11 protein-coding genes are annotated in these 12,664 nt (G+C 32.0%); 10 read left to right on the top strand and 1 reads right to left on the bottom strand.

The window, feature by feature from the left end; translation table 11 throughout:
• From ABI549_RS11570 to ABI549_RS11560, 3 genes are all read left to right on the top strand, one after another.
• Window positions 1-1,095, top strand: a 1,095-nt coding sequence (locus ABI549_RS11570) for a proton-conducting transporter membrane subunit (RefSeq protein WP_348076619.1), incomplete at its 5' end; no start/stop codon positions are given.
• Window positions 1,096-1,107: 12 nt separating this feature from the next.
• Entirely contained in the window at window positions 1,108-2,547 is a 1,440-nt protein-coding gene (locus ABI549_RS11565) for an NADH-quinone oxidoreductase subunit M (RefSeq protein ID WP_348076618.1), read from the top strand.
• 48 nt (window positions 2,548-2,595) lie between these two features.
• On the top strand, window positions 2,596-3,966 hold the full coding sequence (locus ABI549_RS11560; RefSeq protein ID WP_348076617.1) for an NADH-quinone oxidoreductase subunit N: 1,371 nt from the start codon (window positions 2,596-2,598) through the stop codon (window positions 3,964-3,966).
• Between the two features lie 55 nt (window positions 3,967-4,021).
• Here the strand turns inward: ABI549_RS11560 and ABI549_RS11555 are convergent, their stop codons facing one another.
• Window positions 4,022-5,281, bottom strand: a complete 1,260-nt coding sequence (locus tag ABI549_RS11555) for an NAD(P)/FAD-dependent oxidoreductase (RefSeq protein ID WP_348076616.1) — start codon at window positions 5,279-5,281, stop codon at window positions 4,022-4,024.
• 97 nt (window positions 5,282-5,378) lie between these two features.
• Here ABI549_RS11555 and ABI549_RS11550 point away from each other — a divergent pair, with 97 nt between their 5' ends.
• The 7 genes from ABI549_RS11550 to ABI549_RS11520 all read left to right on the top strand — a co-directional run.
• Window positions 5,379-6,899 (top strand): aromatic amino acid ammonia-lyase, encoded by a 1,521-nt coding sequence (locus ABI549_RS11550; protein WP_348076615.1) that lies wholly within the window; start codon window positions 5,379-5,381, stop codon window positions 6,897-6,899.
• A 34-nt stretch (window positions 6,900-6,933) separates the two neighbouring features.
• Window positions 6,934-8,043, top strand: a complete 1,110-nt coding sequence (locus tag ABI549_RS11545) for a WG repeat-containing protein (protein WP_348076614.1) — start codon at window positions 6,934-6,936, stop codon at window positions 8,041-8,043.
• Window positions 8,044-8,101: 58 nt separating this feature from the next.
• The gene (gene fabG / locus ABI549_RS11540) at window positions 8,102-8,833 is read left to right on the top strand and encodes a 3-oxoacyl-ACP reductase FabG (protein WP_348076613.1); all 732 of its coding nucleotides are present in this window, start codon (window positions 8,102-8,104) and stop codon (window positions 8,831-8,833) included.
• Window positions 8,834-8,844: 11 nt separating this feature from the next.
• On the top strand, window positions 8,845-10,080 hold the full coding sequence (locus tag ABI549_RS11535) for a beta-ketoacyl-[acyl-carrier-protein] synthase family protein (protein WP_348076612.1): 1,236 nt from the start codon (window positions 8,845-8,847) through the stop codon (window positions 10,078-10,080).
• Window positions 10,073-10,324, top strand: coding sequence for a phosphopantetheine-binding protein (locus ABI549_RS11530; RefSeq protein ID WP_348076611.1), 252 nt, complete (start codon window positions 10,073-10,075; stop codon window positions 10,322-10,324). Before ABI549_RS11535 ends, ABI549_RS11530 begins: the two co-directional genes overlap by 8 nt.
• Before the next feature lie 128 nt (window positions 10,325-10,452).
• A complete protein-coding gene (locus ABI549_RS11525) occupies window positions 10,453-11,334 on the top strand; it encodes a lipid A biosynthesis acyltransferase (RefSeq protein ID WP_348076610.1) in 882 nt (293 codons plus the stop codon).
• 38 nt (window positions 11,335-11,372) lie between these two features.
• Window positions 11,373-12,664, top strand: a 1,292-nt coding sequence (locus tag ABI549_RS11520) for an NAD(P)/FAD-dependent oxidoreductase (RefSeq protein ID WP_348076609.1), incomplete at its 3' end; no start/stop codon positions are given.

Here is a 12,664-nt window from a genome sequence, read left to right as displayed (position 1 = left end):
GGTATCTTTATGGTAACAAGAATGAATTTCATTTTCGATTTAACGCCATATGTTCAGGATATTATTGCAATTGTTGGAGCAGTTACCGCTATTGTGGCCGCATCTATTGGTTTGGTTCAGAACGATATTAAAAAAGTATTGGCTTATTCTACCGTTTCACAATTGGGATTAATGTTTTTAGCATTGGGATTTGGTGCTTATGAAGTAGCCGTTTTTCACGTTATCACGCACGCATTCTTCAAAGCTTGTTTGTTCTTAGGTTCAGGTTCGGTAATTCACGCTTTGCACGGAGAACAAGATATGCGCAAAATGGGTGGATTAAGAAAAGCAATGCCCATTACATTTTGGACGATGATGATTTCGACTTTAGCTATTTCCGGAATATTTCCATTCGCAGGATTCTGGTCTAAAGATGAAATTTTAATGACCGCTTTCCACGGAAATATGATTCTTTGGGTTATTGGTTCGATTGCATCTATCATGACAGCATTTTATATGTTTAGATTAATGTATTTGACATTCTTTAAGGAATTTAGAGGAACTGATGAGCAAAAACATCATTTGCACGAAAGTCCAAGTTTAATTACTATTCCATTAATAATTTTAGCATTTTTAGCTGCTATTGGAGGACTTATTAGTTTACCAGGAAACAGTTGGTTGAATCATTATTTAGCACCATTATTTGGCAAAGTTGGACTTGAAGAACATCATGTAGAAGGAACTGCTTATATGTTAATGGCTATTGCAACTGTTGGGGCTTTAGTTGGAATTGGAATTGCTTATTCTAAATACATCAAACAAAATCAAGTTCCTGAAGAAGATTCAGAAATTACAGGTGTTGCTAAAGTTTTATACAACAAATATTATGTAGATGAAATATACGAAGCGGTTATTGTAAACCCATTATATAAATTGTCACATTTCTTCAGAAAATATGTTGAGACATTAGTTTCTGGATTTGTTTTCGGTTTAGGAAAAATAACAAACGAAATTGGAAATCAAGGAAAATTAATTCAAAACGGAAGCATAGGATTGTATCTTTTTGCATTTGTATTAGGCGTTTCTTCGATTTTAATTTATTTATTTTTAGTTTAATAATTACACACAATGAACGTATCATTTATACTCATATTTTTATTATTCGGTGCTGTGGCAACTTATTTTGCTGGAGATAAACTGGCTAAAACAGTAGCTCTATTTTTTAGTTTAGGTTCAATAGTTGCATCAATATTTATATTAAATAACTACAATCACGGAATTGATTCTAATTTTATGGCCAATTGGATTTCTAATCCTAACTTATATGTTGCTTTAAAAGTTGACGGATTGTCATTAGCTATGTTGCTTCTTACAAATGTTTTAACAACAATAATTATTTTCTCTTCTTTTGGAAATGAATACAAAAACAGCAAAAACTTCTATGCATTGGTGTTGTTTATGTCATTTGCTATGGTGGGAACATTTTTAGCTGCCGATGCTTTCTTGTATTACATTTTTTGGGAATTGTCATTAATACCAATTTATTTCATTGCGCTTATTTGGGGCAATGGTGATGCTGAAGAACGTAAGAAAGCAGTAATTAAATTCTTCATTTATACTTTAGCAGGATCGTTATTTATGTTGATAGCCTTTATGTATTTGTTCCAAAAAGCAGGAAGTTTGTTGATTGACGATTTATACGCCGTGCATTTAACTAATCAAGAGCAATTTTGGATCTTCTTGGCTTTATTTTTGGCTTATGCAATCAAAATTCCAATTATTCCTTTTCATACTTGGCAAGCAAATGTTTATCAAAAATCACCAACTGTTGGGACGATGTTGCTTTCAGGAATTATGCTAAAAATGGGATTATATAGTGTCATTCGTTGGCAATTACCAATAGCTCCTTTCGCAGCAAAAACATATATGACAATTCTTATTTCATTAAGCGTTGCAGGTGTGGTTTATGGTTCGATAGTGGCTTTGAAACAAAAAAATATTAAAAAATTATTAGCTTATTCATCTCTTGCTCACGTTGGATTAATCGCTGCTGGAGCTTACACATTAACCTTAGATGGTTTGCGTGGTGCCGTTTTACAAATGATTGCTCACGGATTTGTAGTTGTTGGTCTTTTCTTTGCTGCCGAAGTTATAGAAAGACGTTTCAATACACAAGAAATAGCGGAAATGGGCGGTATCAGAATTCAAGACAATAAATTTGCTTCGATGTTTATGATTGTTATGTTGGCTTCGGTTGCATTACCTGGAACTTTTAATTTTGTTGGAGAATTTACTTTACTATACAGTTTATACAGTGCTAATATTTGGTTTGCAATTATTGCAGGAACAACGATTATATTAGGAGCGGTTTATATGCTAAAAATGTTTCAACATGTGATGTTGGGAGAGGCTAACGCAAAAACTTTCAAATCGATAACGCTAAATGAATCCATAGTTTTTGTGGTTATAATTGCGGTATTGTTATTTTTTGGATTGTTTTCAAAATCAATCACAGATTTGATTACACCTTCTTTGCAGGAAATTGTTTTTAAAATTAATAAAATTTAGAGTTCAGATTTTTTTGAATTTAATAATATAAAAAAAGAAATATAAAGAATGAATACTCTTATATACATATCAGGATTGGGAATATTGTCGCTTCTTGCAGAAATTTTTAATGCGAGAAAAGCGATTGTGCCTGTAACAATTATTGGGCTTTTAGCTATTTTAGGATTTAATATTTCCGAATATAATCATCTAGGTTCTTATTTTGGAAACATGATGGTTGTCGATAAATTTTCGGTAGCATTTTCAAGTTTATTCATTGTAATTACAGTTTTTTTAGTTGCACTTAGTCATGAATTCTATAAAGATCAGTCAACTAAAATTTCTGATTATGTTGGTATAAAAGTGTTTTTATTAGCAGGAGCTGTGGCGATGGTTTCTTTCGGAAACTTGTCTATGTTCTTCCTAGGAATCGAAGTTTTGTCTATTTCATTGTATATACTTGCCGCAAGTAATAGATTAAATTTAAAAAGTAATGAAGCTGGAATGAAATATTTCCTTATGGGTTCGTTTGCTTCAGGGATTATACTTTTCGGAATTTGTTTAATATACGGAGCAACAGGAAGTTTTAATTTGAATTCGATATCACAAATAATTCATACAACAAATTACCCGCAATGGTATTTTATAGGACTAATTTTTCTAGTTATTGGAATGTTATTTAAGATAGCAACCGTTCCTTTCCATTTTTGGGCACCAGATGTATATGAAGGCGCACCAGCTTTAACTACTGCAACTATGAGTAGTTTGGCAAAAGTGGTCGCTATGGCAACATTGTACAAGTTAGTAATATCGCTTTTTCCTTTTCAAACGTATTCTTTTCAAATGATTATTGTTTGTGTAGCAATTGGCTCAATGGTTTTAGGAAATATTATGGCTTTGCGTCAAAATAACGTAAAACGTATGTTTGCTTTTTCTGGGATATCACATGCAGGTTTTATGGTTTCTACACTTTTGTTGACGAGTAATGCTGCAAGTACTTTATTATATTATGCTTCGGCTTATGCAGTTGCCGGAATTGCTTTTTTTGCAGTTGTAATGTATGTTACTAAAGACAAAGAAAACGAAACTATCGACAGTTTTAATGGTTTTGGAAAATCACATCCTTTATTAGCTGGAATATTAACGGCTTCATTATTATCTATGGCGGGAATTCCTATATTATCTGGATTTTTTGCAAAATTCTTTTTGCTAAATCAATTGGTACATACAGGTTGGTTGGTTTTGGTAATTGTAGCTATCATTAGTTCTATAATTAGTGTGGGTTATTATTTTAAAATAATTCTAGCCATGTACACAAAAGATAGCGAACAAACTTTGCCAAAAGTCCCTTTAATGTATCAACTTGTAGCTGTTGTAGCATTAATATTAAATATTGCATTAGGATTGTTTCCTAATATAGTTTTAAATTTATTGGGATAATAATTTTACAAGATAGAAGATTAGATTTTTTATTTATAAACAAAAAACCTTAGTGTTAACTAAGGTTTTTTTCTGCCAATTCTTTTTCGCTATTTATTATATAAGCCATATTCTTAATTAAATTATCATGTTTCTTTACAAACGGATTGGTTTCGTCCCAAACATAACCAGCAAGAACAGCGCAGATTTTACGTTTTACATCTGGGTTTTCTGGTTGATGGAAAAATAAAGTTTGTAAATTACCTGTGTACCATTCTTTTACATAAGTAGTAAAAACACCAATGCCACGACGCATATATCCTGTAAATTCAGTTTCCCAGTTTACAGTAATTCCTTGCGATTCTTTAATAAACAATTTAGCAGCAAGCATTCCAGATTCGGTAGCAAAAGCTACACCTGATGAAAAAACAGGATCTAAAAATTCAGAGCTATTTCCTGTCAATGCAAAACCATCGCCGTACATGCTTTTTACAGAACGAGAATAGTTTTCTAACTTAACAGGTTCAAAAGCAAACTCAATGCCTCCAAAACGTTTGATGTAGTAATCGGACATATTAACGGCATTATTTAAAGCTTCAATTTTATTATTGTCTCTAGATAAAGAATTTATAAAATGGGTTGGTCCAACTACGCCTAAACTTGTATTTCCGTTAGAAAAAGGAATAACCCATAACCAAACTTCGGTTTCTAAAATATCAAAGGAAATTAATGTTCCTTCTTCTCCTTCGGGTCTATTTATATCTACTACATGTGTGAAAATTGCCGAGTGAGGATCTAATTTCGACGGTGTGTCTAAATCAAGTAATCTTGGTAAAACCCTACCGTAACCGCTAGAATCTATGATAAATTTAGCATGAATCTCTTTCTCAATTCCATTTTTGTCTTTTACAACAGTAATAGAGTTTTTTCCTTCAAAAGTTACTGATATTACTTCACTTTCAAACTCTAAATCAATTCCCTTACTTATTACTTCTTGCGCCATCGTATTGTCGAAATCGGCTCTTGGTACTTGCCAAGTCCAATCCCAACCTTCCCCATATTTATCACTAAAATCAAATACACATATTTCTTTACCACGAATAAAACGAGCGCCTAATTTTTTTTCAAAATTCATTGCATCAAGAGATTCGAACAATCCCGCTTCGGCAAAATGGTCCATAACACGAGGTATTAAACTCTCTCCAACAACAATTCTTGGAAACTTAGTTTTCTCAACAACTTTAACCTTGATATTGTTATTATGCAAGTGTGATGCCGAAACACAACCTGAAGGACCAGCTCCAATTACCAAAACATCAACAAACTCTTTTAACATATCCAAAATATTACTGATTAATACCTATATTTGCGACTTCAAAGTTAACAACATTAATTTAATAAAAAATTAATTTACTAAAATAAAAAGGGGTTAAATGAGTACGATTAATGAGTTTTTAAGTTTAAAAGAATTTGAATCAATAGTTTTTGACAATAATAAAGTCGAAATAAGTGAGGGTGTTTTAGATAGAGTAAATAAAAGTTTCGAATTTCTTAAAGAATTTTCAGGAAATAAAGTGATTTATGGTGTGAACACAGGTTTTGGACCTATGGCACAATATCGTATAAAAGATGAGGATAGACTTCAATTACAATATAATTTGATTAGAAGTCACTCATCTGGAACAGGGAAACCTTTGAATCCACTTTGTGTAAAAGCCGCAATTTTAGCAAGATTAAATACACTTTCCCTAGGAAATTCTGGAGTGCATCCATCACTAGTTCATTTGATGAAGGAATTGATAAATAAAGACATTACGCCCTTAATTTTTGAGCATGGAGGTGTTGGTGCTAGTGGAGATTTAGTGCAATTGGCTCATTTAGCATTGGTGCTTATTGGAGAAGGAGAAGTTTTTTACAAAGGAGAAAGAAGGCCAACGCAAGAAGTTTTTGAAATAGAAAACTTAAAACCTATTCAAGTAGAAATTAGAGAAGGTTTGGCATTAATGAACGGAACTTCTGTAATGACAGGAATTGGTGTTGTAAATGTGTATAATGCTAATAAATTATTAGATTGGTCACTTAAATTTTCTTGCGCAATAAATGAAATTGTACAGGCTTATGATGATCATTATTCGGCAGAATTGAATAATACAAAACGTCATAAAGGGCAATGTGAAGTGGCCAAAAGAATGAGAGAAAACTTATCTGATAGTAAGTTAATCAGAAAAAGAGAAGATCATTTATATACTGGAGAAAATACCGAAGATGTATTTAAAGAAAAAGTACAAGAATATTATTCTTTGCGTTGTGTGCCACAAATTTTAGGACCAGTTTTAGAAACGATAGATAATGTAGCGTCAATTCTAGAAGACGAATTTAATTCTGCAAATGACAATCCAATTATCGATGTAAAAAACCAACATGTTTATCATGGTGGTAATTTTCATGGAGATTATATTTCTCTAGAAATGGATAAACTAAAAATTGTTATTACAAAGTTAACAATGCTTGCGGAGCGACAATTAAATTATTTATTGAATTCGAAAATTAACGAAATTCTTCCTCCATTTGTAAATCTTGGGACATTAGGTTTTAATTTCGGGATGCAAGGCGTTCAGTTTACAGCAACATCAACCACTGCCGAAAATCAAATGCTGTCTAATCCAATGTATATTCATAGTATTCCTAATAACAATGATAATCAAGACATTGTAAGTATGGGGACAAATGCAGCCGTTATTACATCGAAAGTTATTGAAAATTCATTCGAAGTGTTAGCAATCGAACTGATTACCATTGTACAAGCGATAGATTATTTAGAGCAAAAAGATACTATTTCGTCTGTAACCAGAAAAATGTATGATGATGTTCGCAAAATAATTCCAACGTTTAGTCATGATCAGGTGATGTATCCTTTTGTGCAAAACGTAAAAGACTATTTGATAAATAATTAATATCTTAGTATTTCAATTTCAATTTTATAGGATTATGAAAAAGGCAGTGTTTTTTTTGATTTTAATTACACAACTTGTAAACTCTCAAGAGTTGTCATTAGTAAGAAAAGAGGGTAAGTTTGGTTATATTTCTAAAACAGGCGGGTTTGCTATTCAGCCAAAATTTAAAGTAGCTAAAAATTTTTCAGAAGGATTAGCTGCTGCTGAAGATAATAAAAAATGGGGTTTTATAAATACCAAAGGAGAATGGGTTATTCCTGCTACTTTTGATGATGCAAAATACTTTAACAATGGTTATTGTGTGGTTGCTAAAGATAAAAAATGGTTTTATATAAACAAAAAAGGGGAAGAGCAAAAATCTCCAATTACTGATAAAGTTTATGATTTTGAAGATGGTATTGCGTTAATAAAAAAAGGAGATAAAATAGGATTAATTAATGCGAAAATGTCAGTAATCCTAGAGCCAAAATACGATGTTATAAAATCTTTTCAAAATGGGTTTGCAAGAGTAAGAAATAATGACCGTTGGGGAATTATAGACAAAACAGGAAAAATTGTTGTCGCAATAATATATGATGATATAGGAGATTATTACAAAAATACTACTTGGGCAAAAAGCGAAACTTCTTTTGGATTAATAATTGCAGGAAAGTTTAAAGCAATTGAAGGTGTTGATAAAATTTGGGATTTCTTAACGCAAGATATAACCTATGCTAAGAAAAATAAAAAAATAGGATTTATAGACTTAAAAGGAAATTGGGTTATCGAACCTAAATTTGATAAAGCAAGAGCATTTGTAAAGAATTTAGCGCCAGTTCAAATGGATAAAAAATGGGGTTATATCAACACAAAAGGAGTCTTTGTAGTAGAGCCAGTATATAATGATGCTGAAATATTTAGCGCAGATGGTTTTGCGCCAGTAAAAGACAAAGAATGGGGCTTTATTAATGAAACAGGAAAATTAGTTGTTCCTTGTGAATATGGTATTACAGCAGGTCTTTTTGCTATGTTTAAGGACGATGAAAAAGGATTTGTAAACGGATTAGCAAGAGTAATTAGTAAAAAGAAATTTGGATTTATTAAGACAGATGGGAAAGTGTTAGGAGACCAATGGTTTGATAGTGCAGAACCTTTTAAAAAATAAAAAATTATATAAATTGCAATCAATCTAAAATCTGCAATCTAATATCTAAAATTAAATGATGAAATGTGCTTTAGTAACAGGAGGTTCAAGAGGAATAGGTAACGAAATTTGTAAAAAATTAGCTACAGATTCTGATTATCATATTCTTATAAATTACCAATCGAACAAGGCTGCTGCCGAAAAAACTTTGGAAGAAGTAAGACAATTAGGAGCAACAGGTGAAATAATTCAATTTGATGTTGCCAATTTTGAAGAAGTAAAAAATGTACTCACACAGTGGCAAGATGCAAATCCAAATGCTATTGTTGAAGCTATAATAAATAATGCAGGAATCGCAAAAGATGGATTATTCATGTGGATGACTCCAGAAGATTGGACAAGTGTTGTAAACACAAGTTTGAATGGATTTTTTAATGTAACCAATTTTTTTATCCAAAAAATGTTGCGCAATAAATACGGACGAATAGTAAATATGGTATCAGTTTCAGGAGTAAAAGGAACACCAGGACAAACCAATTATTCTGCTGCAAAAGGAGCGGTTGTTGCTGCTACAAAAGCATTAGCACAAGAAGTAGCAAAACGAAATATTACTGTAAATGCCGTAGCACCAGGATTTATAAGAACAGACATGACAAGTGATCTTGACGAAAAAGAACTTATAAAAATGGTTCCTGCGAATCGTTTCGGAGAAGCGGAAGAAGTAGCAGATTTAGTAAGTTTTTTAGTTTCAAGAAAATCAAGTTATATTACAGGAGAAGTTATTAATATAAATGGAGGAATTTATTCTTAAAAAATTACAGAATGAATAAAAGAGTTGTCATTACCGGAATGGGAATTTACTCCTGTATAGGAACCTCATTAGACGAGGTTAAAAATTCATTATACGAAGGTAAATCAGGAATTGTTATCGATCCAGAAAGAAAAGAATTTGGTTTTCAATCTTCATTAACAGGTATGGTTCCTAAGCCAGAGCTAAAAAATTTACTTTCTCGAAGACAAAGAATAAGTCTTGGGGAAGAAACAGAATATGCTTATATGGCAACTATTGAAGCATTGAAAAACGCAAATATTGATGATGCTTTTTTTGATGATAATGAAGTAGGAATAATGTACGGAAACGATAGTGTTTCTAAAGCAATAATCGAAGCTACTGATATCATTCGTGAAAAAAAAGATACCTCACTTATAGGTTCTGGTGCGATTTTCAAATCGATGAATTCGACTGTAACCATGAATCTTTCGACTATTTTTAAATTAAGAGGAATAAATTTAACGATTAGTGCAGCTTGCGCAAGCGGATCACATTCAATAGGATTGGCTTATTTTTTAATAAAAAGCGGATTTCAAGACATGATAATTTGCGGAGGCGCACAAGAAATCAACAAATATGCAATGAGCAGTTTTGATGGTTTGGGTGTTTTTTCTCCAAGACAAGACGAACCAGCTAAAGCATCAAGGCCTTTCGATGCTTCTCGCGACGGACTAGTGCCAAGTGGCGGCGGAGCTACTTTAATTTTAGAAAGTTACGAATCGGCAGTAAAACGAGGTGCAAATATTATTGCAGAAGTAATTGGATACGGATTTTCATCAAACGGAGGACACATTTCGACACCAAATGTAGAAGGGCCAGCTACAGCAATGCAAAGAGCGCTCGATGAAGCAAATGTAAAAGCTAGCGAAATAGATTATATAAATGCACACGCAACATCAACACCAGTTGGCGACGGGAACGAAGCTAAAGCAATATTAGAAGTTTTTGGCGAAAGCAATCCTCATGTAAGTTCAACAAAATCGATGACAGGTCACGAATGTTGGATGGCAGGAGCAAGTGAAGTGATTTATTCTATCCTAATGATGCAAAATGATTTTATTGCGCCAAACATCAATTTAGAGAATCCAGATGAAGATGCAATGAAATTAAATTTAGTTAAAACAACGTTAAATAAAAAAATTGACATATTTTTGTCCAATTCTTTCGGTTTCGGAGGAACAAATTCTGCATTAGTTATAAAAAAGTTTAAAAAGGGTGATGAATAAAGAAGAAATAGTAAAAAAGATAAATGACTTTTTGGTCGATGAGTTCGAAGTAGATCAAGATGATATTCAACCAGAAGCTAATCTAAAAGACACTTTAGGATTAGATAGTTTAGACTATGTAGATTTGGTAGTTTCTGTCGAATCTAATTTTGGTGTAAAATTAGTTGAAGTAGATTTTGTAGGAATAGCTTCTTTTCAAAGTTTTTATGACTTAATCGAAAACAAAATTAAGCTTAAAGCATAATTTATAGTTATTAGACAGTTAGACTTCTTAGATGCTTAGACCTAAATCTAATTATCTAAGAAGTCTAACTGTCTAAAAGGAATCTAAGAAGTCTAAGAAGTCTAATAATCTAAAATCTAAAATCTAAAATGGCTGAATGGGACGGAAAATCTAGGGGAACAGTTTTAGGCTATAAGATTTTTGTTTTTTTTATAAAAAAGGTAGGAATCAAGTCCGCCTATTTTATTCTTTATTTTGTAGCGGCTTATTATTTTATTTTCCTAAAAAAAAGCAATCGTTCCATTTTTTATTACTTCAAAGAGCGATTAGGTTATTCTTATTTTAAATCAAAAAAAATGGTTTTCATGAGTTATTATACTTTTGGGCAAACCATTCTCGACAAAGTTTCTATTTCGGCAGGAATGCAAAATAAATTCACTTATGAGTTTGATGGTGTAGAAATATTAAAAAAACTGTTAAAAGAAAAAAAAGGAGGTGTTCTTATTAGCGCACACATTGGAAACTTCGAAATAGCAGAGCATTTTTTTAGTGAAATAGATGTCGATTTTCAAATAAACCTTGTAACTACCGATTTAGAGCATTCTGCAATAAAGAATTATCTCGAAAAAATCTCGAAAAAATCAAGCATTAAATTAATTCTTATAAAAGATGATTTATCTCATATTTTCGAGATAAATGGCGCTTTGGCAAGAAACGAATTGGTCTGTTTTACTGGCGATAGATATTTTGAAGGAGTAAAATCATTATCGGAAGAGTTATTAGGGCAAGAAGCAAAATTCCCTGCAGGACCATTTCTTATTGCATCAAGACTAAAAGTTCCAGTAGTTTTTGTTTATGTAATGAAAGAAAAAAACTTACATTACCATCTTTATACCAGAGAAGCGCAGGTAAATCACCGTAACGAAAAAGCATTGCTAAAAGAATATACACAAAGTCTCGAATCGATGCTGAAAGAATACCCATTACAATGGTTTAATTATTTCGATTTTTGGAATCAATTGGAAAAATAGATTAAAAAAGTATTTTTTATAAAACTTCAAAACATATTATGGAAGAATTTGATACAATTATAATAGGTTCTGGAGCAGGAGGATTAGCAACTGCAATTTGTTTGTCGAGAGCAGGACAAAAAGTTTTGGTGCTAGAACAACATTATGTGCCAGGAGGTTGGAGTCATAGTTTTACGATAAATGGGCAACGTTTTAGCCCAGGAGTTCATTATATGGGTCTGGTAGATGAGGGTCATTCAACAAACGAATTGTATAAAGGATTAGGAATTGCAAATGACCTTGTTTTTTTTAGAATGAATGTAAACGGTTATGATCATTGTATTATTAATGATAAAAGATTTGATCTTCCCGCGGGAACAAAAAATCTAGAAGCGAGTCTTATTAAACAATTTCCAAAAGAAGAAAAAAACATAAAAGAATACCTTCATTTAATTAAAAAAGTGAATGAAGAACTACAATTAATACCAACATTAAAAGGGTTTTGGCAAAACATAACAGTGCCTTTCAGAACAAAACATTTTGGAAAATTTGCTCTATTTACTCTAAAAAGAGTTATCGATTGGCATATAAAAGATCCCATGCTAAAAGCAGTGCTAAACTCACAATGCGGAGATCATGGTTTACCGCCAAACAAAGCTAGTTTTCCTGTACATTGTTCCGCGATGAACCATTACCTAGAAGGTGGTTTTTATCCTATGGGTGGCGGTGGCGGCATTGTAAAAGCAATGACAAACAAAATAAAAAGTCATGGTGGTTTAGTCAGAACACAACAATCAGTTTCTAAAATTTTAGTTGAAAATAACAAAGCTTTCGGTGTCAAATTAGCAGATGGAACTCAAATTTTAGCAAAAAATGTAGTTTCGAATGCTGATCCAAACACCACATTTATAAAACTAATAGGAAGTGAAAATATTAGTAAAAAATTAAACAAAAAACTAAGTAAAACGAAATACTCGGTTACTTCATTAATTCTTTTTCTAACATTAGATATGGATGTAACTAAGCTGGGCATAGATTCTGGAAATATCTGGAGATTTCAAGACGAAAATATAGACCAACATTTCGATACTTTAACAAAAGGAGATATTCTTTCAGGAGACGAATTTCCGGCACTTTTCTTTAGTTGTTCTACCTTAAAAGACCCTACAAGTTTTAACGGAAGATATTATAATTTTGAAGCAGTTACTTATGTAGATTATGATAGTTTTAAAGAATTTGAAGATATGGATGATTATCATTGTCCGGAATATCAAAAATTTAAAGACAGAATCATCGAAAAATTTATGAATAGCATCGAAAAAATGATTCCAAATGCAAAACAAAACATTGC

The organism is Flavobacterium sp. (assembly GCF_039932285.1).
In the GTDB taxonomy this organism is placed as follows: Bacteria; Bacteroidota; Bacteroidia; order Flavobacteriales; family Flavobacteriaceae; genus Flavobacterium.
Note: the sequence above shows the minus strand (reverse complement) of the source record. Positions and strands in the feature narration are given on the sequence as shown.